The sequence below is a fragment of the Gluconobacter cerinus genome (assembly GCF_025961355.1).
GTDB lineage: Bacteria > Pseudomonadota > Alphaproteobacteria > Acetobacterales > Acetobacteraceae > Gluconobacter > Gluconobacter cerinus.
Window position 1 is genome coordinate 296495 of record NZ_JAOQNM010000001.1, and the last position, 22472, is coordinate 318966.

The following is a 22472-nucleotide window of genomic DNA, read 5'->3' on the forward strand; positions in this document are numbered from 1 at the left end:
CAACGATTTGACAGCTATGAAAGTTTCCTGCGCCTGATGTCGGCCGAAGAACCGCCTTTACAACTCCCGAAAGTGGCCGGTGTCCGACGCGTCATGAGCAATGTTGGTGTGTTGCTTGGAGGACGTGTCGTAAATGCGCCCCTGAGCCTCCTCCATATCTGGATGGCAACACATTTCCTTGGAAGTTATGGCTTTGGTCTCATCGCCATGATGTACGCCTTCGCGCGTACCATGGGCGATCTGGTCGATTTCCAGTCGTGGCAGACAGTGCTGAAATATGGCCTTCGCCCGCTGACGGACGGAGACCGGATAGGGTTTCAGCGCGTCATAGCGTTCAGTTTTCTGCTGGATGGCCTTGGAGGATTGCTTGGGTTTTCTGGCGGCCTGTTCATCAGTATCTTTGCTATGAAAATGCTGGGCTGGCCGCCAGAAATTCACCAGACAGGAACAATATTCTGCCTGTCGATCCTGTTCATGGCATCCGCCACACCCACAGGTCTCCTGCGCATCTTCAACAGATATGATCTGATTTCCATTCAGGGCGTCGTCGCCACTCTCGTTCGCGTCGTGGGTACTTTTTTCCTCGCCGTAAAAGGCGCGTCCGTACCGGCATTGGCGTTCGTGTGGATGTTCGCCGAATTTGCAGCCTGGGCAACACTCGGGTTTATGGCCGTCCGGGAGTTGATCCGCCGAGATCTGATGCGTGGCCTTACAAAAGAACTACGCGATCTGATCCCTGACCTGTTGAATGGGCATTTCTTTCGAACCCATCTCGGTATCAGGCGCTTTGCGCTTTCCACAAACCTCAATTCTGCCCTGGCTCTGACCTTCGGGCATATTGGAACGCTTGTAGTGGGAGCGTTCGTTGGCCCCGCAGGTGCCGGATATTATCGGGTGGCCAGCCAGATTGCCGCTGGGATCGCCAAGCCAGCCGCACTGATTCAAACAACCGTGTATCCCGAAATGGCGCGCCTCTGGCGTGATCGCGCGACAACCAAGCTTTATCGCCTGACCATTCAGGTAGCACTTGCCGCGGGTGGGATTGGGACAGGTCTGCTGGCCTTGACCCTTCTGGCAGGGCGCCCCCTTTTACAGCTTTATATCGGCCCAACAGGTGCAACGCAGACGATGCCAGTCACACTCTGGCTTCTTGCAGCGGAAGTTGTTGCTGTCTGGGGCCTTCCGCTCGAACCCCTCCTGTTCACAACAGACCGTTCCGGCGCTGCGACATCTGCGCGTTTCCTGGACTTTCTTGTATTTTTTCCAGGGCTTGTTCTTGTTGTCCGCAGATACGGTCTCGATGGAGTTGGTCCTATTACACTCTGCGGGGTCATGCTCCTGATCGGACTTCAGCTTCTTCTGGTTCTTCGTAAGCCCTCTCTGCGCACGATTTCCCAGCCATGAAAGTCGTCTTCCCCTTAATCGCCCAGCGACACCAGACACTACACGCTCTACCAATCGCACTGGAAATGTCAGCCCGACACCCAGAAGTCGCGGTCCATATTGCGTGCCTGACAGCAAGTCATCTGGAACTCGCGCGTTCGTTGGCTACGCTCTATCCGGAGTCTCGCGTTCAGTTTGACCTGCTTCCGATTTCAGATGCACTTCGGCATCGGATTGAAGCACAGGGACTACGAGTCCTTGACCGCCTCATAGGGCTGTTTTTCTCCCGGAAGTATTTCAAGGGCTTCGATGCCATCATCGTTCCTGAAGCGACCTCTCTTCAGCTTCGACACATGGGCGTTCGTACCCCCCGTATGATCTGGACGGGTCATGGGGCCGGAGATCGTGCCATCGGCTTTGCCAAGCATCTCAGAAAATTTGATTATCTTCTGGTTCCCGGCCGTAAAGTCGAAGAGCGGATGCTGGAAAAAGGCATCATCCGTCCCGGCTTCTATCACCGTGGCACATATGCAAAGTTTGATCTGGTTCGCCGGATGCATGCACGTCGACCACCGCTTTTTAATAACGGTCGCCCGACAATCCTGTATAATCCGCATTTCGTGCAGCGTTTCTCGTCATGGCGCATGATGGGCAAGAAGCTGCTTGATTTTTTTGCAGCACAGGATCAGTACAATCTGATCTTTGCTCCTCATTTCCGGCTGTTTGATAACCATCGCCCGGAAGGAGAAGCCCTCAGACGAGAATATGCGGGTCTGTCCCATATGCTAATCGACCCAGGGAGCGAACGAAGTATCGACATGACCTATACCATGGGCGCAGATCTCTATCTCGGGGATGTCAGCAGTCAGGTGGCAGAATTCATGATACGACCACGCCCATGCCTGTTTCTCAACGCTCACGAAGCAGCCTGGCAGGATAACCCCAATTATCAGTCTTGGACGCTTGGCCCGGTGACGGATAATATTGCCAATCCTGGACAGGAAATCATGAAGGCGTTCGACACACACTCACGTTTTCTTGAGACCCAGCGCCAATATGTACTAGAGACTTTCGAAACTTTGGGCGAACAGCCCACGGCACCCGCCGCAGCGGACGCCATAGTTAACTTTCTACACAAGGCCGCCTGATGTCCGGCGATCCTAATGGAGCTAGTCTAGGTTTGACCGAGGACACCCAGAACCCAACTCTTCTCTCCGCTCCGACGCCGAGCCGCTCTGGCCTGACCAGACGGTACGGGGACTTCACGAGCTTTGCCGCAGCCCTGGACTATGCAGCCCAGGGCGAGAGTGGATTCAATATCTACTCTGGCCGCGGGCAACTGCTGGAAGCCTTGCCGTATCGAACGCTCCGCGAACAGGCAATTTCCATGGCCCAGCGCCTGCTTGGCCTTGGACTGGCAGCAGGAGACCGGGTGGCCATCGTCGCAGAAAGCGATGGTGACTTTGCCCGTATCTTCTTCGGTTGCCAGTATGCAGGGCTCGTTCCAGCTCCGCTGCCGCTTCCTGTCGCTTTTGGCGGACGTGAAGGATATGTTTCCACCCTCCGTGGCATGATCCAAAGCGCTGCAGCACGTGCTGTTGTGGTTCCGGACGTGATCGGAAGCTGGACATCGGAGATCGTTGAGGGGCTGGATCTGGTTTTTGGCGGCTCCCCTGCTGACCTCTACCGTCATGCTGAAGCCAATGTAGAGCTTCCGGAAATCAAATCCGAAAATCTGTCCTACCTCCAGTTTTCATCTGGCAGCACGCGTTTCCCAATGGGCGTTTCTGTCACTCAGGCCGCCGGAATGGCCAATGCACGCGCGATTGCCCGTGATGGTCTCAAGGTTTATCCCGCAGAAGATCCCCGCGATGATCGCTGCGTGTCCTGGCTGCCACTCTACCATGACATGGGCTTGGTCGGGTTTTTCCTGACTCCCCTGACATGCCAGTTGACGGTTGATCTGCTGCCGACCCGCGAATTCGCACGTCGCCCCCATGTGTGGCTGGACCTGATTTCGCGCAATCGCGGCACGATCGCCTACAGCCCCTCCTTTGGCTACGAGCTATGTTCGCGTCGCAGTGGCCAGGCCGATCTGGACCTCTCTTGCTGGCGCATTGCGGGGATCGGCGGCGACATGATCCGCCACCATATCCTCGAAGGCTTTGCCGAGCGTTTTGAATCCAATGGATTTGATGCGCGCGCATTCGTTGCCAGCTACGGTATGGCCGAAGCGACGCTGGCCATCAGCTTTGCCCCGCTCAACACCGGCATTCAGACCGACACGATCGATCTGCGCACGCTGGAAAAAGACGGCCTCGCACAGCCTTCCAATGATCCTTCTCACGCGCTCCGCACCTTTGTGCTTTGCGGTGAAGCCCTTCCTGAGCACGAGATTGAAGTCCGTGACCCGCTCGGTAACATTCAGCCTGAGCGCCACGTTGGCTGTGTTTTCGTCCGTGGACCAAGCCTCATGTGCGGCTATTTCCGCCGCCCCGAAGAGACCGAAGCCGTTCTCGATGCTGATGGCTGGCTGAACACTGGCGATCTTGGCTACCACCTGAACGGCCAGATTGTCGTAACGGGCCGCGCCAAGGATCTTATCATCATCAACGGCCGGAATATCTGGCCGCAGGATCTGGAATGGTCTGCCGAGAGCGAGATCAGCACACTCCGGTCCCGCGATGTCGCAGTTTTCTCCCTGGAAACCGAAACAGGCGAGAATATCGTCGCACTTGTTCAGTGCCGTGCAACCGAAGAAGAAAACCGCAATACGCTCCGTGATGAAGTCACGAGCCTGTTCCGCCGTCAGCATGGTGTGGATGTGCAGGTTATTCTGGTTCCGCCCCGTACCCTTCCACAAACGTCTTCCGGCAAGCTGACGCGTGCCCGTGCCAAGACAATGCTTCTGTCAGGTCAGTTCGATCTGCAGACCGAGCCAACCAACTCCGCAGCCTGACGGACACACCTGACCGCTTTTCCTCTCCCTGCTCAGGGAGGGGGTGGCGAACAGACGTGCTTTGACGCATAAAGCGCTCACAAACTGCATAGTAAGACCGAGAGTTCAATTCCATGACTGACAGCGTCGCCGGCATCTCCGGAATGATCATAGAAAAGCTGCTTGCCAACCCGAAAGTGCCGCGGGACATCAATGGCAACAGCAAGATCGTCGAAGATCTGGCTTTTGACAGCCTCGCCGTCATGAACTTCGTCATGGAAATTGAAGATGAGCTGGATGTGTCTGTCCCGCTCGACAAGCTGGCAGATATCCGCACCATCAACGATCTGGCTGCCTGCCTTCATACACTGAAGGCAAGCCACGCGTGATTGATATCTTTGCAAAACACGCCGCCCTCCGGGCAGCCTATGACGGATTGACGGCAGTTTCGCCACGCAACCCGTTCGAGGTCGTGATTGAACGCCCACTCTCAGCCACGGTCGGTCTGATTGAGGGGCGTGAGACGCTTCTGTTCGGAACCAACAATTATCTGGGCCTCAGCCAGTCAGGGCACGCAGCGGAAGCCGCGATTGAGACAGCCCGCACAATGGGCGTCGGCACAACGGGCTCCCGGATTGCCAACGGCACTTTCGGCCTGCATCGCAAGCTCGAAGAGCGCCTCGCCTCTTTCTTCGGCCGCAAGCACTGCATGGTGTTCTCTACAGGATATCAGGCAAATCTCGGCACCATTTCCGCGCTGGTCAACAAGGACGATGTGCTGCTTCTGGATGCAGATAGCCATGCCAGCATTTATGACGGTGCAAAACTGTCTGGTGCGCAGGTCATCCGCTTCCGCCACAATGACCCGGTCGATCTTGAGAAGCGCCTTGCCCGCCTGAGCGATCATCCCGGCGCCAAGCTGATCATCGCAGAAGGCATCTATTCCATGACGGGGAACGTTGCCCCGCTGGACAAGTTTGTCGAAATCAAGAAGCGCCACGGCGCCTACCTGATGGCTGATGAAGCACATTCCTTTGGTGTACTGGGCAAAAACGGTCGCGGCGTTGCTGAACTCCAGGGCTGTGAAGACGGCATCGACTTCGTAGTCGGAACCTTCTCAAAGTCGCTCGGAACAGTGGGGGGCTACTGCGTCACGGATCATGATGGCGTTGATCTGATGCGCCTCTGTTCTCGCCCGTATATGTTTACAGCCTCCCTCCCCCCGGAGATCATCGCGGCAACGCTGGCTGCTCTTGATGATATGGTTGCACATCCAGAACTTCGCACCCGCCTCCAGGACAATGCTGCACGTCTTCATGCCGGATTGAAGGCCGCAGGCCTACAGACCGGCGAACATGTTTCGCCGGTGGTTGCCGTGACGCTTGAAACGGTGCCTCAGGCTGTCGGGTTCTGGAATGCCCTTCTTGAAAACGGCGTTTACGTTAATCTGTCTCTCCCGCCCGCAACACCTGACAACCGTCCGCTGTTGCGCTGCTCGGTTATGGCTGCTCACAGCCCTGAAGAAATTGATCAGGCAACAGCCGTCTTCAAGCAGGTTGCCGAGCATTTTCGAGACTGAGTACGGCGTCGCTTAAAACGCAAAAAGGGGACTGTTCCAGACAGTCCCCTTTTTTATGGGCTTTATCCTGAGAAATAACGTCAGGCGGCTTTGCGCAAACGTTTCATACGTAAAAGCAACGCAGGCAAAGTGAGCAAGGGATGTCGCCGCTCAAACTCAGAGAGGGCCAGATCAAGCCCTGTATGACGCTGGATTTTCCACGCCAGATAAGACGCACCGTTTTCAAAAGTAAACGCCGCTTTCACGAGCCGGGCAACGTTTCGGGGCTTGCCTGACGTCCCAACAAGCGCCCAGCGCCGTGCTGCCCGTTTGCGCAAAGTCGGCGACACGGTCGGCTCAAGCATTTCGCCCACTGCAGAATAACCAAGATGCGCTCGCGCCCATCCCAAGGTCAGCATGCTACTGAACCGCGCCTCTTGGCCAGCAAGCAAACTATTGCCGCGCCCCTTCTTCTCAACACGCAATTCTGAGGCATAAGTGTGGGCAAAAAGGGTCTGCCAGTACTCAAGCGCCGTCATATGGGGCGCCCCCAGGAGCGCAGCCCAGCAGGACGCAGTCGTTACACACCGCGCCAGCAAGTCCAGCAACATATCCGCTGCATGCTCGTCTCGAACCCACACCAGACGTACAGGCTGACAGAACCGAGCCCATAGTGTCGTATCGAGCGCGCCCAGTGACGTACGGTCTTCGAACTGCTCCCGCGACAACACCGCAATCTTTGCGCGCAACGTGCGATGACCGTTTTTGAATTCGGCGTAACGGACATTCGGGGGAAGAAGCAGATTGCCGGTACGAGCGACCATACTGCCCGTAAAATCCTTTGAGCTTTCCGTCACGATATAAAAATCGAGAATACCGTCCGGGTCTGCTGCGCGGAGCACCGAACCATAAAACAGAACACCCAGAGGCGGACGTGGGAAAGCACGAGCCAAAGCATCGGCGAAAGCTGCAGCGCCCTCATCAACCGGCGTTGTAAGCTCTTCAATCAGGAGTTTTTCAAGTGCATCAGGCATGGAGGAAACGGAAGGCTGGCCCACGTTCAAGTCGAATACGCCCACTCTCTGAGGGTGTGAAAACCTCTCCGTCGAGGACAAAGTCACTTCTTGTTTCAAGCATCATGTCGTCCGTTCGGCCACTCACATAGTCAGGATGCCGCCGCAGCCACCGGGGCGCACGTCCACACAGAAGCGCAGCCGTCGCACGGGCAAGGTTTTCCGGATAGGCGCTGACATCAAGATATCGCAGACCTTCCACATTCGGTTCCGCATCCCAGAACGGCCAGATTCCATGAGAAAGCCGTGACAGTCCCGTTGAAAGAAACATGAAGCTGTTCCCGTCATAAGCGTGGCCAGATGTTTCAACCCGTAGAGGCTCCCCCTCCAACCAGCTCTTGCGACTTTTACGGAAAAGGAGACTGACAACGGTGCTGAAGAGCGTAAAGCCTACAGCCAGATCATGGGGGGCAAACCTGACGACTGCTGGGGAATGCGCCGTACGAACAGCGCGCGCATAGCCCGTACACCCTCCAAACAATCCGAGCACTGGCTTGCGGTCTGTGTCTGGCCAAGAGAGACAAATGGGTGTGCGTGTGCTCGATCGCATTGCAGCCCCTTGTTGCAAGCGATTGATGGCCTCCATCTCCCTCAGCCCGAACCCGATATCCCCAGCAATGAGATTGGTGTTCCCTGACGCGATTACGGCGATATCGGGAAGGCGATCTGCTGGATATGCACGCGCAATGGCTGTCAGCGCAGCGCTGATTGTTCCGTCCCCACCATCAATGGCGATGGTTCGGACTCCTTGGCGGCAAAGGTAATGAACATGTTCGGTCATCCCCTCACGACTGTCTGATGGAACGAAATTCTCTCCGAGAAGCGCCTTGGCCTCCGTAGCGAATACGGAACCGCCGCGCCGGTTCTTACGGCTGCGAGCATTATGAATAAGGGCAAATCGCACTATAGGGGGAATTCTTCGTTTTTGTTCGGAGCTATGCGGGCGGGTCTAGCACGGCTATGATGTTTCGGCCAGAATGCGAGCTTCCCCTTCCGGCAGAAAGACTGACAAGGCTTCATTTCCTCCATGCCCCATGATCTCCCCGCAGAAACGTCTTCTCAGCGGGAGACGTGCGCCGTCGTTCTGGCCCATCTCTCGGACCCTCACCTCCCACCTCCTCCGGTTCGCTGGTGGGAAGCTCTGAACAAGCGGGCTCTCAGTCTCATTTCGTGGAAAAAGCACCGTCGGCACGTTCATCTGGCAGCCACATGCGCGGAAATCGTACAGGATATTGCCAGAGCCAACGTTGATGCCATTCTTGTCAGCGGAGACCTGACAAACTTCGGTACGCCAGCAGAGTTCACCATCGCTGCCGAATGGCTGGAAAAGCTCCCGGCGCAGGCACTGGTCATCCCGGGCAATCATGACTGCATGATCCGTCAGTCCCCTGAAAAGGGGATCCTGCAATGGGAGAAATGGTCTGCGGCGACTTACCCGTACGCCCGCATCCACAACGGCGTTGCCATTCTCGGTGTGAACTCCGGCATCCCGACCCCACCGTTCATGGCTTATGGCCGGGTTGGTCGCAAACAGCTCGCCCGACTGGAAACTCTGCTGACGCAACTGGGCGATGCAGGACTCTGTCGTGTTGTCATGATCCATCACCCACCCCGAAAAGGGCTGGTGCCATGGCGGAAGTCGCTGCTCGATCATCCCGCTCTGGCAAAGCTTCTTCAGAGAACCGGCGCTGAAATCGTTCTCCATGGGCACTCCCATGACGCGACCCTGACACACATCGCCGGAACTGAAATACCGCTTCTTGGGGTCGCCTCTGCATCTCTGACAGACAAACGTGCTCATCGACAGGCCTGCTGGAACCATCTGACTATTCGGCCCCGAAAAAGTGGTTGGACGATTGATCTTGCCCGACACCGTCCGGATGGGAGCATTACGGAGCAGGCCTCCTGGTTCCGCCCGCAAGGTACGCAGGCATGAAGCAGCGCGCCTCCATTCTCGACAGATATCTGCTGTGGCAAATGATGCCACCGTTCGTGATCGCCCTCTTTGCGATGCTCGTGGCGCTCCTTCTGGAACGCCTGCTCGTCCTGTTCGATTATCTGGCCTCAGCCGGAAGCTCCCTGGCGACTTGCATCGCACTCCTGACAGACCTTCTGCCGCATTATTTCGGGATCGCTCTTCCAGCCGCCCTCTGCATCTCGGTCTTTCTCACCATCCATGGAATGAGCGACAATAACGAGATTGATGCACTTCAGGCTGGGCGTGTGTCTCTACTGCGGATCAGCCGCCCCTTCATGATTGTTGGCCTGCTGCTGGGGGCGGTGAGTGTGCTGCTCTACGGCTATATCCAGCCGGTTGCGCGCTACGATTATCGGGCCGGCTTCTATTTCGCGGCTCATACAGGCTGGGCACCGCATCTTCAGGCAGGAATGTTCGCGTCCACGTCTGATACGGCAGTGATGACGGCAGACAGCGTCAGTCACGGCGGCACCCACATGAGGCGTGTCTTCATCCGGGAAGTGAACAAGAATGGCCTTGCTCACATCATCACCGCCCGCCGCGGCATGCTCACAATTTCAGATAAAACCCGCAGCACCCAAATGGATCTCTGGGACGGTGAGATCGTCGACGACCCCTTCCCCGGAGCCGCCAATCACAAACCGACGGTCACGCATTTCTCGCACGTCGTTCGCGTCATTGATCACCCTGCAAAAGAGACGACCTTTCGCTCTCGTGGAATTGACGAACGGGAACTGACTCTTTTCGAGCTCGCACATGACCTTCGTTATGGCGTACCGGGCATCGAATATCGGACGCTTCGTGCAGAAATCGATTTCCGCATCGCGCATGCGCTTGCCATCCCGTTTATCCCCCCCCTGGCCGTAGCGCTGGCCATTGGCTCACGGCGTAGAAAGTCGGTGTGGGGATTGATTGCGGTTTCGGGCATTCTTGTCGGGTTTGACCAGATGCTCATGTTTGGACATAGCCTGGCCGCGACGGGCCGCCTTCCCATCTGGCTTGCCATCTGGGTGCCGGAAGCGCTCTTCTGCATTGGCTGTCCCGCCACTCTGCTGCGCCGGTCGCGCGGTTCCTGGAAACGCCGCAAACTGGTTCGCCCGTCATGACCGCCCCCGCACCACACTATGTTCTGTATCGTTATCTGAACCGTGCACTTCTGGGGCGCTTCATGCTCTGTGGTGGCGTGCTGGTCTCGCTGCTTGAGATCCTTGCGCTCCTTGAAAAAACGACGCCCATTCTCAACCGAAATCTGGGCTTCAAGGGCATCCTGACATTTGCACTGCTGCATCTTCCCGCGCTCAGCGTCGAGATCATGCCTCTGGCATTCATGGTCGGGGCACTGTTCCTTCTGATGCAGATGACGCTGTCATCCGAAATGTCCGCCCTTCGTGCAGCCGGACTTTCCACGATCAATCTTTACAAGCGATTTCTGCCGGCCATTCTGATTGTGGGTTTTACCGGAACAGCCATGCAATACTGGCTCATCCCCCCTTGCGAAAATGCGCTTGCAACATGGTGGAACAAAACGGACCCTGATGCAGCGAAGCCCGACACGCCCTCAAAGCGTATTCTCTGGTTTCGTGCAGGGCCGACTCTTGTCCGTATCGGCCAGTTTGCGCATGGCGGAGCGTTCCTGAGGGATGTTACCATTTATCACCGGGACCCGGGTGGCCTTCTGACAGGGACCGAGCACGCCGCGACCCTGACGTATGATGGCAAGAACTGGCACCCGACCGGAGCGCAGGATCTCACGCTGACGGATAATGGCGCTTTTGTAAAAATCACTGGTGGTGACAATAATTTTGCCATTCCGGCGACGCCATCAATGATCATGACGTTATCGGAAGATAACGCTGCCGTGACCCCAAGTCAGATCGGGGCCATCCTCCACAAAGGGGCACCTGCCAGTCTTCCCCGTGCAACCTACCGCATGGCACTCTTCAGTGGCATTATTCTTCCGTTTCAGGTCGCAGTAATGCTTTTATTAGCGCTACCAGTGATCTATATCCCCCCTCGGGCAGGACTTCGAAACCCGCTTCCGGTCTATGTGCTGGCCGCGGGAATGGGCTTCGTGATCCTGCAGGGAATGATTTCCGCACTGGGCAATGCTGGAACGCTTGCCGCGCCACTGGCTGCCTGTGCGGGCCCACTTCTGGGCGCCCTTCTTGGGCTGACCTGGGTCCTGAGGATGGAGGAAAGATGAGCAAGTCCAAACCATGGCAGAACATGTCGTCCCTCCGGACGGGGCGCAGCTTCGATCTCGGAAAGATGTCGCTGCCTCAGTTGTGGATTGCCTATCTCACCTACCCTACCATCCTTCTGTATTTCGTACTGATCGTTGCAGCAGCTTTCGGAGCACTTCATTTCTCCCATAGCCTGGTGACAACGCTAATACCCGTTCCTGTCGTGATCGTGGTGTATCCGCTGGCCTGGTACATGATCCATCGCTTCATCCTGCATGGACGCTGGCTATACCGGAACCACTGGACCGCTTCGCTCTGGAAGCGCATCCACTTCGATCATCACCAGGACCCCCATCTGCTGGATGTGCTGTTTGGATCACCCCTGAACACCGTCCCGACCATGGGCATCATCACCATGCCGATCGGATATCTGATCTGCGGCTGGAGCGGGGCATTCTGCGCCCTGTCCACAGCGCTCGTGATGACGTGCATCTATGAGTTTTTTCACTGCATCCAGCATCTGGCCTACAAGCCACGCTGGAAGTGGGTTGCCCGGATCAAGCAACTTCATGTTCTTCATCATTTCCATGATGAAAATGGCAATTACGGGATTACAAACTACGTGCCGGACCGCTTTTTTGGCAGTTTCTACCGTGAAGCCCGTGACCGCGCGCGCAGCCAGCACGTCTTCAATCTCGGCTACGATCTGGATGAAGCCAAGCGCTATCCCTGGGTCATGAACCTTACAGGCGCTCCGCCCAAAGATCGTCCTGATGGGGCACGCTCTTCCTCCGACAACAGCCGCACAGCGTGAGCCTTCCTGTTCTCGTACTTGCTGGCTCTCGTGATGGTGAGCATGATGTTCTGGCACAACTCGGAAAGGTCTCGCACAAAGCACTCCTTCCGGTCGGCGGCCAACCGATGCTGGGGCGCGTCCTGCGCGTGCTGGAGAGCATGCCTGATCTTGGGCCCATCACGATCAGCATTGAAACACCCGACCGTATCCGGGACATTTCCGGCCAAGCCCACGTTCTCCAATCGGCACCGTCTCCCAGCGAAAGCGTTGCTGAAGCTCTCAGCAAGGTCGGGACGCCCTGTCTGGTGACAACGGCTGATCACGCGCTGCTGCGTCCAGAATGGATTTCAGAATTTCTTGGTAAAACGGCTGGATGTGATCTTGCCGTAGGCGTCGCTCTTCGGGAAACTGTAGAGCGCGACGTCCCGACCACGAAGCGTACCTATATTCGCCTCGCGGACATGAGTTTTTCCGGATGTAATCTTTTCTGGATGGGCACGCCTCAGGCTGCGGAAGTGGTCGAACTCTGGAAGCGGCTTCAGAAAGACCGCAAGCGCCCCCTAAAAATGGCGCGAACACTTGGCTTCGGAACACTTCTTCGGGCCCTGACAGGCCGCCTGGATTCCACCGCTCTGTGTCGTCGGATCAAAGTTCTGACGGGGGCGAAAATACGTCTCGTGCCGCTTTCTGACGGTCAGGCCGCCGTAGATGTCGATAAGCCTTCTGACCTGACACTCGCTGAACAGCTTCTGGCACAACGGTCTTCATGAAAATTGCCTACGTCATCAATTCGCTCGAATGCGGTGGCGCACAGCTACCCATTCCGGACATTGTCTCCGTTCTTCAGCAGCGCGGTGGCGAAGTCACAGTTTTCAGCCTCGAAAAGCGTGATGGCCTGGCCATTCCCGTTCTGGAAAGCCACGGCATTGAGGTTCGTGTGCGGTCCGGCGGTAACAAAGACCATTTAGCGGCTTGGCGCTGGCTGCGTGATGAAATGGACGCATTCCAGCCCGATCTGATCTGGACGTCCCTGACCAGAGCTACGCTTCTTGGTCAACGCGCAGCCAACAGGCTCGGTGTCCCGGCAGTCCACTGGCAGCATTCTGCCCGCCTGAAATCTGCCAACAGCCTCCTGCTCCGGCTTTTGTGCCGGAAAGCGAAACTATGGATTGCAGACTCCCCTACGGTTGAGGATTTCGCTCGCAAAAGTCTGGGACTACGGAACCGCGTTCTTTCCTGGCCGATTTTCCGGGCCAACCCTCACAGTCCCACAGCAAAGGCCTGGCGCAAAGGACAGACCGTCCGTATCGGGAGTCTTGGCCGACTACATGCCGTCAAAGGGTATGATCTGCTTTTCGAAGCACTGGATCTGCTCCGTGACCACCCGGACCTTCCCCCCTATCGACTGTCCTTAGCCGGAGACGGCCCAGAAAAAGAAGCACTGGAGCAAATCGCCAGGGAGAAAAAACTCCCGGTCGATTTTCTCGGACATTGCGACAAGCCGTTCGAATTTCTGTCGACGCTGCATCTGTATGTTCAGCCATCCCAGTGGGAGGGCATGTGTGTTGCCGCCCATGAGGCCATGGCCTGCGCGCTGCCCGTAATTGCCACGCCAGCCGGCGAAATCCCTCACACTATGGAAGACGGGCATTCCGGTCTTGTGGTCCCGTTCAACAACGCTCCGGTTCTGGCCAGTGCGATTGCTGAACTCATCATGACGCCGGGAAAGCTCAAACCCATGGGGCGCCTCTCCCGAGAGCGCGTTCTGGAGCGGTTCGGCCCGACGGCGTTTCTACGTCAGGGAAATGCCGTTCTGGACCGAATTCCTGGCTTCAACCCAGCCCCAGACGACGCTTCACATTCATAAGATCCCGACGTGGGCCAATTCCAACACGCTTGACGTCAACAAGCGTCACCTGCCCAGCGGCTGAGAGCGTGTGGAAACCGTCCGGAAAACGACGGCGCAGCACGGCAGGCGCATCCAGCACATCACTTGGCGTCACTTTCGGCAACCCGCGCTCAAGCCCTTCAATCTTCAGCAGACGAATGCCTTGGCCATAAGTGTCACGGCAGTCTTGCGTGGGAAGGAAGAGCTCTCCATCGACAACAACCGGAGTGCCACCCGGACGCGCTCCCGCACGGTCACTCAAAAACAGTCCGAGATGTGTCCACGGCCCCGTAAGACTGTCTGCTACGGAGATGTGCAGAGCGCTTTGTCGCTCGTCTCGTGTGCCTGCGGGCGTCCAGAACATCCACCAGCGCTCGGCATAATGGAACGGCGTGGCGTCAATTGCGGCCTCTCGGAAATCAAATGCTTCGACCTTTTCCCATTCCAACGGAAAAGCTTTGGCCCGATACAGGGTCAGGCGGCCTGAAGCACTGGCCTCGGGCAGCATGTACGTCTCCCCGCCATGCTCAAAGACATACGGGTAGGACAGATGCCAGTCCTCACGCAGGACAGGCTGTTGCTGAATCAGCTTTCCCGTCCGGTCATAGACCAGAACATCAATGGTGCCTTTGGGGGCCCGATAGTCGAAGGCTTCCGCAAAAACATGCAGCTTTCCGTCCCGCCAGAGACCAAAAGGATCTGCCAGAAAACGATGATCTCCGATATCCGGCAGGGTCGTCACCTCAAACCCGTTGAGACTACCCGCTCGGATCAGGTCCGCCAGAGGAGCGTGGATAATGGCGCAACGCCAGTGGTCCGTGCGTAGAAACGGCATGCCGACTCTCCTTGAAAAACGCGAACAGGGGCAGACGTAAAGCGCAGATCCGGGCAATATGGAACCATGAGTTCGGTCCTTTCCGAGATCCCACCTGGTTTCCCTGAACGACAGTTTGCCATCCGGCGTGCTGTTTTGGGGCTATGTCGCGCCATGGGCTGGGCAGCAATCAACGAATTTGCTCTTCCCTCGGCCGGGCGTCGCGCAGACGTGATGGCCCTCCTGCCGGATCACAGCCTGTCCTGCATTGAGATCAAATCCGGACTCCGCGATTTCCAGACAGATCAGAAATGGCAGGATTACAGGAACTGGTCGGACAGGCTGTACTTTGCGGTGGATGATGGCTTCCCACTGGAGGTTCTGCCTCCGGACGTTGGTATTATCACTGTCAGTCTCAGCATGGTGCCCAATAGCCTCTTCCACAGTGTGGTGGCAGAGTGCGCCATCATCCGTGACCCCGCAGAACACCGGATCGCACCGGCACGTCGGCGGACAATTCTGCACCTGTTTGCCACCACGGCCGCCAGTCGCCTCATGTCTCTTGAGGATCCGGCCATCACTGCATCCCTGCGCGCAGCACGCCGCACAGAATAGGATATGTCCATGAGTTTTGACCCTATTGCCGTCCGTCTTGAAGCCGCCCGCAGTGTGGTCCGGGACGCAGCGGCCCTCGCCCTTTCCATGCGCCCTCAGCCTGGTGGCCCGACAGGCACCCTCAAAGGCCGTCAGGACTATCTGACGGAAGCAGACGGAGCGGTTGAAGCGCTCGTCAGCCGTCGGATTCAGGAGCTCTTCCCGGAAGACGGTTTTCAGGGCGAAGAAGGCGGTCTGACGCGTGAGGGGCAGTTCCGCTGGGTCGTGGACCCGATTGATGGAACCTCCAATTTTGCACGCGGGCGAGACCGGTGGTGCGTGTCGCTGGGTCTGCTTGAGGGCAATGTGCCCGTTGCTGGCGTTATTGAGGCTCCAGCCCTCAATGAAGTGTTCACTGCTCAGAAAGGCAAAGGCGCCTTTCTGAACGGAAAACCTATCAAAGCCTCCCCTATCAGCAACCCGCAGGAGGCCATGATCGAAATGGGATGGTCCTGCCGGGTGTCGACCGAACTATTTGGAGAAAAAATCGGTGCCATCATGTCTCTGGGTGCCATGCCGCGTTCAGGTGGGTCCGGAGCCTTGGCGCTGGCAGACGTCGCATGTGGCCGCAGCGATGGTTACCTGGAAATCGTGATCCAGCTTTGGGATGTGGCTGCAGCACTGATCATTCTGGAAGAAGCCGGCGCTACTGTGTCTCCGTTCCTTCAGACGGGCGGCCTGACAGGGGGAGCCACTATCCTTGCGGCTGCACCGGGCATTGCACAAATCCTGTCAAACGCCGTGAAGGTGGAAATCTGACACGACCTGTTGCCCCGCACTCGTGATTTGGCCTCATTTCACGCATAGTGCGGGACAGATCCATTTTTGCCGTTAGCAGAAGGTAAGTTTTATGACCCTGTCCGGTCTCCTGCGTTCGACCGTTCTTGCCGCCACAGGGTGTGCAACGCTCGCTGCATGTTCTGGCACAACCACCACGACAGCAAGCGAACAGCAGATCGTTGTGGATAAAGCGACGCTGGCTGTTCAGGACCTGTTTGCAAAAACAACCTCGACATCCCGCTCACAGCAGCTTCTGGCGGAAGCCAAAGCCGTCATGGTGTGCCCGTCTGTTCTGAACATGTCGTTTGGTCTGGGAGGCTCTGGCGGTCGCTGCGTTCTCATGAGCCGCGATGCGCGTGGGTCATGGTCTGATCCGGCATTTTACCGTCTGAGCACGGGGTCTCTGGGTGTTCAGGTTGGCGTCCAGAACTCCGAGATGATTTTCTTCATCATGTCCCAGCGCGGCATTCAGGCCCTGCTGGATAGCCAGTTCAAGTTTGATGCGACAGCATCCGCCTCTTTCGCCACGATCGGAACTGGTGTTGAAAGCAGCACGGCCGGCGCAAAGAATACGGACATCTATGCGGCACAGAAGGCTCAGGGCCTTTATGCGGGCGCAGCCCTTGGTGGCTCCAAGCTGACGGTGGATAGCGGCGCAAACCGCGCTTACTACAATCAGGCTGTTGGTCCTGAAGACATTATCGTGACGATGCGCGTTAACAATCCGTCTGCCGATCCGCTTCGTCGCATGATGATGAACATTGCGAAACTACCAACAGCCTCCACGGCCCGCTCAACAAGCGCAACGGCTCCAGCCTCTCAGGGGAGCACGTCAACGGATATCGACCCCGTAAGCAGCAGCCCTTACCCCAGCAACTACGACACCTCGAAGCCTTACAGCACCCAAACGCGTGGTGTGCAGAGTTCATCTCTGAACCCTGTGAAGTAAGACAAAAAAAGCCCCGCACATGAAAATGCGGGGCTTTTTTTATTGTGGGACGACCGGGATTTTTTCTCGGTATGCCCGGATATTTCGGTCCTGCTCCTGAAGTGTCTCAGAGAAACTATGACCACCCTCACCCGTGGCGACAAAATATAATGCCTTACCTTCCGCTGGATGTGCCGCAGCTTCCAAAGACGTCTTGCCCGGTGAGCAGATTGGCCCCGGTGGCAGGCCGGTTTCCAGGTAGGTATTGTATGGGCCAGGGACCTGAAGATCATCATGCGTCAACGGGCGGTCCAACGTCCCCAGACCTTCGCTAAGGCCATAAATGACGCTTGGATCCGTCTGAAGGCGCATGCCAAGTTTGAGGCGGTTCAGAAAGACGCGCGCCACCATTGGACGTTCAGTCGGCACCGCTGTTTCCCGCTCGATCAGGGATGCAAGCGTCACCAGATCCTGCGGGTTCTGAATTAAGCCGTCCAGAGCTTCCACATCACGCTTGTCCCAGATGGACTGCACCTGAGCGTCCATCATGCGTTTCAGGCGATCAACCATGGATTGCCTTGCAGTACCACGAACATAGGCAATCGTCTGAGGAAGAACGCTTCCCTCCACGATTTGAGGGACGTCTCCCGTCAAGAACGGTGCTTTGCGAAGAATATCCGCAATCTTCAGCGCCGTCAGACCTTCAGGAACAGTTAACTGATGGGAAACAGGCCTACCGTGCCGCAGAATTTCCAGCACATGAGCCACGGACGCTCGGGCGGGAAACTGAAGTTCTGCCGCATGAATCTGTCCATCCCGATGCGTCAGGAAGGCTGATAGCCGGAAGAAGGCTCCGGAGGACCATGTTGGGGAAAGAATTCCGTCATCCTGAAGAGCTTTCGTAACCGTCGCGTTATTACCGCGTGGAATGACAAAAGCTTTTGTTTCAGGAAGCGGACCAGGGTCAGTGTAATGACCGTACCCGGCCACCGCTGCTGCGACAAAGAGCAGCGGCGCCATGAAGATTGCCAGCTTACGGCCAGCCTTGGGGGGAAGAAGAGGTTTTCTGTTTTCTTCGCCGTCCGGCTGGCTTTCAGGCATAAATCAAAACGACTCCGCTCAGTCCTTGCAGCGCTTCAGGATAATGCTGGCATTCGTGCCGCCAAACCCGAAGCTGTTGGACAGAGCGACATCAACCTTACGCTTCTGAGCCTTCAGAGGCACACGATCAATTACGCTCTCGCGTGCCGGATTTTCAAGGTTCAGCGTGGGCGGCACGATGCCGTCACGGATGGCCTGAAGGCAGAAAATCGCCTCCACAGCACCAGCTGCGCCAAGAAGATGACCAATGGCGGACTTGGTGGATGACATCACTAGGTTCTTGGCATGGTCGCCAAAGAAACGCTCGACCGCATCCAGTTCCAGATCGTCAGCCATGGTGGAGGTGCCATGCGCGTTGACGTAGTCGATATCGGATGCCTGAAGACCACTGTTCTTCAGGGCAGCCTTCATGGCGCGGAACGCACCTTCATGACCTTCAGCCGGGGCTGTGATGTGATGAGCGTCGCCGGACAGGCCATAGCCGCCGATTTCGCCATAGATCTTGGCACCGCGAGCCTTGGCATGTTCGTACTCTTCCAGCACGACCACACCGGCACCCTCACCCATGATGAAGCCATCACGATCCTTGTCCCACGGACGGGACGCCTTGGTCGGATCATCATTGGAGCCGGTGGAGAGCGCACGTGCCGAGCAGAAACCGGCAATACCCAGCGAGCAGATGGCAGCTTCTGCGCCACCGGCAATCATGACGTCTGCATCACCGTACTGGATCAGACGGGACGCATCGCCAATCGCATGCACGCCTGTAGCGCAGGCTGTAACGACAGCATGGTTCGGTCCCTTGAAGCCGTAGCGGATCGAAAGGTGACCGGAAATGAGATTGATAAGCGCAGACGGGATGAAGAACGGTGACAGACGACGGGCCTTGCCGCTCGAAACTGTCAGAGAACCTTCATAAATCGTCTGCAGACCACCGATACCGGAGCCGATCATCACGCCTGTGGCACAGCGATCGTCTTCGTTCTCAGGCTTCCAGCCCGAGTCCTCGACGGCCTGGATGGCAGCGGCCAGACCAAGATGGATGAAGCGATCCATTTTCTTCTGGTCTTTGACCGGCACCCAGTCAGACAGCGTGAGACCGCCTTCTTCGGTCGGTCCCTCAGGAACCTGACCAGCGACCTGCGCAGGGAGTTCGGAAGGATCAAAATGGGTAATACGCCCGATACCGGACTGCCCTTCGATCAGACGCTTCCACGTCAGTTCCGCACCCACCGCAAGTGGGCTGACAACACCGATTCCGGTAACGACGACGCGTCTTCCGTTGATTGCATTCCCGCTCATCGATGCCTCATGTCTCACGTTGTAAACGACCATACGATGCGGCCTGAACGCCGCTCCGTGTATCCGCCCCTGGTAATCGAGGCGGGATGGGACCAGCCTTAGACCAGTCCCGAAAGCGCCTTAGGCAGCCTTCTGCTTCTCGATGTAGTCAATCGCGTCCTTGACGGTGGCGATCTTCTCAGCTGCATCTTCCGGGATCTCGACGGAGAAAGCTTCTTCGAAAGCCATGACCAGCTCAACCGTGTCGAGGCTGTCTGCGCCCAGATCGTCAATGAAAGACGCTTCCGGCGTGACCTTGCTTTCTTCAACGCCGAGGTGCTCGACAACGATCTTCTTCACCTTGTCAGCGATATCGCTCATCTGTTTGTTCCTTCTGCCCGTTCAGGGCGTTACAAAAAACTCGTATTGCCGTCTGCCAGTCCGGGAACCCATCAGGGCTTCCAGCGCAGGCCACCTCTCCTTTCGGAAAGGCGTTGCCACCGGCCGAACCGGACATCGGCCTTCATCAGACCGGGCAAAGCAGCGCGCGATTAGCACGCTTTGACCTGAAACGCCAAGCGTCTCAGACCATGGCCATGCCACCGTTGACGTGCAGGGTCGTTCCCGTGACCCAAGCAGCCTCGTCAGAAGCCAGATACACCACTGCCGCAGCCACGTCATCCGGGTTTCCCATCCGACCGAGCGGAATGGAGCCAACCAGCTTTTCGCGGATACCCTCAGACAGCACATCCGTCATCGGCGTTTCAATGAAACCAGGAGCCACAACGTTGACCGTCACACCGCGAGGACCGGCCTCCTGAGCCAGTGACTTGCTCATACCAACAATGCCAGCCTTTGCCGCTGCATAGTTGGCCTGACCCGCATTTCCTGTCGTTCCAACAACAGACGCGATGGAAATGATGCGGCCAGCGCGACGGCGCAGCATACCCTTAAGGGCCGCGCGGGCCAGACGGAACGGGCTTTCCAGATCCACCGTCATGACCTGCGACCAGTCACTGTCCTTCATGCGAATGGCGAGCGTATCGCGCGTCAAACCCGCATTGTTCACCAGAATGTCCAGCGGAGCCCCGGCTACTTCTTCAGCCTTAGCCACAAGACCATCAGCTTCAGACGCATCCGACAGGTTGGCAACTGCAATATGCGTGCGCTCACCGAGGCTGTCTGCCAGTTCCTTCAGAGCCGCTTCACGCGTGCCGCTGAGAACAACCGTTGCGCCAAGGGCGTGAAGCTGACGGGCAATAGCTGCACCGATACCACCGGATGCACCCGTGACGAGTGCGATCTTGCCAGAAAGAGAGAACATGGTTCGTTGTCCTTACAGAGCCTTGAGCAGGGCTTCGATTTCAGCAGGTGTGCCAGCATTGTCCGTGGCAAGATCAGGAGCAATACGACGCGCCAGACCGCACAGCACCTTGCCGGCTCCCAGTTCATGCATGTTTGTCACGCCCATGGCCGCCATGGCCTGAACGCTTTCGCGCCAGCGGACCGTTCCCGTAACCTGCTTCACCAGAAGGTCGCGGATCGCATCAGGATCCGTTACCTTCGCAGCAGTCACATTGGCAATAACCGGGACGCTCGGCGCAATCAGTGTAGCCGTTGCCAGCGCTTCGGCCATTTCACGACCGGCAGGCGCCATCAGTGACGAATGAAACGGCGCGGAGACCGGAAGTTTCACAGCCCGCTTGATGCCACGCTCCTTGGCAAGGGCAATGGCGCGATCCACGGCATCCATGTGTCCAGACACAACGATCTGGCCACCGCCGTTATCATTGGCAATCTCAAGGATCTGTCCCTGGGCTGCATCTTCGCAGATGGACTGCGCCTGCTCAGCCTCAACTCCGAGAAGAGCTGCCATGCCGCCCTCACCTGCAGGAACAGCCCGCTGCATTGCCTGACCGCGCAGACGCAGCAGACGGGCACCTTCAGCAATACCGAGCGTGCCAGCGGCAGCAAGAGCAGAATATTCTCCAAGAGAATGACCCGCCAGCAAAGCGGCCTTGTCTGCCAGTTTGAAGCCACCTTCGGTTTCAAGGGCACGAACAGCAGCGAGCGATACGGCAAAAAGTGCTGGCTGCGTGTTCTCGGTCTTTGTCAGTTCGTCCGCTTCACCGGAGAACATCAGCTTTGACAGATGCACTCCTAGGGCATCGTCAACTTCCTGAAAAACGGCGCGGGATGAAGCAAAGGCATCATGCAGGGCCTGCCCCATTCCGACTGACTGACTGCCCTGACCCGGAAAGACAAAAGCGTGAACCGACATGGATCCCCCTGCTGGCATGAAAAACAGGCTCAGGGTGATGCTGTTTCACACGCGATCTGTCAAATTCTGCGTTATCTGTCAGGCGTGAATGTCGCGTATGCCTCACCGGGAATTTTAACCCGGACCCGGCCAAAAGGCTTGCTGGAACGGAATACCGTATCCTCTGCATAGTCCTGCGGCCGAAGCAGAACAGTCATTGGCTCCCTGCTCACGTTTGACGCCAGCACCCGGACGGTACCGCTCGTCACAGCCTCAAAGTTCGCTCCCGGAGCAATATCTATCTTGAGCCGATGAGCATCCGGCATGAACCAGGACAGGATCACACCCGTCAGATCACGGATGCACGCATTGACCTGATGCAGCCAGTGACGGGCCTCTGTGCCGGTAAATGTCTGCCGCGCAGGCAACGCGACCACCAGAGACAGCTCCGTTCTGACATTATGCCCGATGGCTTCTGTCTGAAGGACTGGCGGGTTCTCTGCCTTCAGGCGGTGTGTCAGCGGGAAATGCATGTCCCGGTCCTGGCCGAAGAACAAGGGAATATCCCCATCCCGGCTATGAACCATAAGCCGCGCTTTTGAGGGGTAATCATGGTCAGGCAGCAACTCGCCTGTGAAATGGAGTGAAAGACCCTCTTTTGCCGCCTGCGGGAAGCGGTCAAACCGCTCATAGATACGTGCGATGTCCTGATATGTCGCAACGCGCACGTCATGTCGGCCAGCGACAATAAGATGCTCCTCAGAAGCACCGTGCGCCTCGTGAAGCCCGACACAGGAAAGGAATGCGATGAAAGTTCCGGTCAGAAGACGATAGGTCATGAATTTACTTTACAACAA

23 protein-coding genes are annotated in these 22472 nt (G+C 57.1%); 14 read left to right on the top strand and 9 right to left on the bottom strand.

Annotated elements, in window-relative coordinates; genetic code table 11:
- The first annotated feature begins 36 nt into the window (after positions 1–36).
- The 5 genes from M2305_RS01360 to spt all read left to right on the top strand — a co-directional run bounded on the left by M2305_RS01360 (position 37) and on the right by spt (position 5900).
- Positions 37–1404, top strand: a complete 1368-nt coding sequence (locus tag M2305_RS01360; protein WP_264648365.1) for a lipopolysaccharide biosynthesis protein — start codon at positions 37–39, stop codon at positions 1402–1404.
- A complete protein-coding gene (locus M2305_RS01365) occupies positions 1401–2531 on the top strand; it encodes a sensor domain-containing protein (RefSeq protein ID WP_264648366.1) in 1131 nt (376 codons plus the stop codon). The genes M2305_RS01360 and M2305_RS01365 overlap by 4 nt, the downstream gene beginning before the upstream one ends.
- Positions 2531–4342, top strand: coding sequence for a fatty acyl-AMP ligase (locus M2305_RS01370; protein ID WP_264648367.1), 1812 nt, complete (start codon positions 2531–2533; stop codon positions 4340–4342). Before M2305_RS01365 ends, M2305_RS01370 begins: the two co-directional genes overlap by 1 nt.
- 113 nt (positions 4343–4455) lie before the next feature.
- Entirely contained in the window at positions 4456–4710 is a 255-nt protein-coding gene (locus M2305_RS01375) for an acyl carrier protein (RefSeq protein WP_046899528.1), read from the top strand.
- On the top strand, positions 4707–5900 hold the full coding sequence (gene spt, locus M2305_RS01380) for a serine palmitoyltransferase (protein WP_264648368.1): 1194 nt from the start codon (positions 4707–4709) through the stop codon (positions 5898–5900). Before M2305_RS01375 ends, spt begins: the two co-directional genes overlap by 4 nt.
- Before the next feature lie 80 nt (positions 5901–5980).
- Here spt and M2305_RS01385 read toward each other — a convergent pair whose 3' ends face one another.
- Both M2305_RS01385 and M2305_RS01390 read right to left on the bottom strand, forming a co-directional pair.
- Positions 5981–6913, bottom strand: a complete 933-nt coding sequence (locus tag M2305_RS01385) for a hypothetical protein (protein WP_264648369.1) — start codon at positions 6911–6913, stop codon at positions 5981–5983.
- On the bottom strand, positions 6906–7856 hold the full coding sequence (locus M2305_RS01390; RefSeq protein WP_099210178.1) for a diacylglycerol/lipid kinase family protein: 951 nt from the start codon (positions 7854–7856) through the stop codon (positions 6906–6908). Before M2305_RS01390 ends, M2305_RS01385 begins: the two co-directional genes overlap by 8 nt.
- A gap of 123 nt (positions 7857–7979) precedes the next feature.
- Here M2305_RS01390 and M2305_RS01395 point away from each other — a divergent pair, with 123 nt between their 5' ends.
- From M2305_RS01395 to M2305_RS01420, 6 genes are read left to right on the top strand one after another with little or no spacing between them, the layout of a single operon-like run.
- Positions 7980–8888 (top strand): metallophosphoesterase family protein, encoded by a 909-nt coding sequence (locus tag M2305_RS01395; RefSeq protein ID WP_264648370.1) that lies wholly within the window; start codon positions 7980–7982, stop codon positions 8886–8888.
- Complete coding sequence (locus tag M2305_RS01400) at positions 8885–10036, top strand: LptF/LptG family permease (RefSeq protein WP_046899531.1); 1152 nt, start codon at positions 8885–8887, stop codon at positions 10034–10036. Before M2305_RS01395 ends, M2305_RS01400 begins: the two co-directional genes overlap by 4 nt.
- Positions 10033–11133, top strand: coding sequence for an LptF/LptG family permease (locus M2305_RS01405; RefSeq protein WP_264648371.1), 1101 nt, complete (start codon positions 10033–10035; stop codon positions 11131–11133). The genes M2305_RS01400 and M2305_RS01405 overlap by 4 nt, the downstream gene beginning before the upstream one ends.
- A complete protein-coding gene (locus tag M2305_RS01410) occupies positions 11130–11927 on the top strand; it encodes a sterol desaturase family protein (protein WP_264648372.1) in 798 nt (265 codons plus the stop codon). Before M2305_RS01405 ends, M2305_RS01410 begins: the two co-directional genes overlap by 4 nt.
- Entirely contained in the window at positions 11924–12679 is a 756-nt protein-coding gene (locus tag M2305_RS01415; protein WP_264648373.1) for a nucleotidyltransferase family protein, read from the top strand. The genes M2305_RS01410 and M2305_RS01415 overlap by 4 nt, the downstream gene beginning before the upstream one ends.
- A complete protein-coding gene (locus tag M2305_RS01420) occupies positions 12676–13776 on the top strand; it encodes a glycosyltransferase (RefSeq protein WP_211509127.1) in 1101 nt (366 codons plus the stop codon). Before M2305_RS01415 ends, M2305_RS01420 begins: the two co-directional genes overlap by 4 nt.
- On the opposite strand, the gene M2305_RS01425 is transcribed toward M2305_RS01420, so the two are convergent.
- Positions 13742–14632, bottom strand: a complete 891-nt coding sequence (locus M2305_RS01425) for a glucosamine inositolphosphorylceramide transferase family protein (protein WP_264648374.1) — start codon at positions 14630–14632, stop codon at positions 13742–13744. The two genes, M2305_RS01420 and M2305_RS01425, sit on opposite strands and share 35 nt — an antisense overlap.
- Positions 14633–14698: 66 nt before the next feature.
- On the opposite strand from M2305_RS01425, the gene M2305_RS01430 reads away from it, so the two are divergent.
- From M2305_RS01430 to M2305_RS01440, 3 genes are all read left to right on the top strand, one after another.
- On the top strand, positions 14699–15226 hold the full coding sequence (locus M2305_RS01430) for an MmcB family DNA repair protein (protein ID WP_264648375.1): 528 nt from the start codon (positions 14699–14701) through the stop codon (positions 15224–15226).
- A gap of 9 nt (positions 15227–15235) precedes the next feature.
- Positions 15236–16024, top strand: coding sequence for an inositol monophosphatase family protein (locus M2305_RS01435; RefSeq protein WP_064274201.1), 789 nt, complete (start codon positions 15236–15238; stop codon positions 16022–16024).
- Between the two features lie 91 nt (positions 16025–16115).
- Entirely contained in the window at positions 16116–16994 is an 879-nt protein-coding gene (locus M2305_RS01440; protein WP_046899537.1) for a lipid-binding SYLF domain-containing protein, read from the top strand.
- A 39-nt stretch (positions 16995–17033) separates the two neighbouring features.
- Here the strand turns inward: M2305_RS01440 and mltG are convergent, their stop codons facing one another.
- The 6 genes from mltG to M2305_RS01470 form a co-directional block, all read right to left on the bottom strand.
- On the bottom strand, positions 17034–18074 hold the full coding sequence (gene mltG / locus M2305_RS01445; RefSeq protein ID WP_211509130.1) for an endolytic transglycosylase MltG: 1041 nt from the start codon (positions 18072–18074) through the stop codon (positions 17034–17036).
- An 18-nt stretch (positions 18075–18092) separates the two neighbouring features.
- The gene (gene fabF / locus M2305_RS01450) at positions 18093–19376 is read right to left on the bottom strand and encodes a beta-ketoacyl-ACP synthase II (protein WP_064274200.1); all 1284 of its coding nucleotides are present in this window, start codon (positions 19374–19376) and stop codon (positions 18093–18095) included.
- A 120-nt stretch (positions 19377–19496) separates the two neighbouring features.
- Entirely contained in the window at positions 19497–19736 is a 240-nt protein-coding gene (locus M2305_RS01455; RefSeq protein WP_007282219.1) for an acyl carrier protein, read from the bottom strand.
- A gap of 202 nt (positions 19737–19938) precedes the next feature.
- Complete coding sequence (gene fabG / locus M2305_RS01460) at positions 19939–20679, bottom strand: 3-oxoacyl-[acyl-carrier-protein] reductase (protein WP_046899539.1); 741 nt, start codon at positions 20677–20679, stop codon at positions 19939–19941.
- Between the two features lie 12 nt (positions 20680–20691).
- Positions 20692–21636 carry an ACP S-malonyltransferase gene (gene fabD / locus M2305_RS01465; RefSeq protein ID WP_264648376.1) on the bottom strand — a complete coding sequence of 315 codons (945 nt, stop codon included), beginning with the start codon at positions 21634–21636 and terminating at the stop codon, positions 20692–20694.
- A 71-nt stretch (positions 21637–21707) separates the two neighbouring features.
- Entirely contained in the window at positions 21708–22454 is a 747-nt protein-coding gene (locus tag M2305_RS01470) for a DUF2987 domain-containing protein (protein ID WP_264648377.1), read from the bottom strand.
- Positions 22455–22472 lie beyond the last annotated feature (18 nt).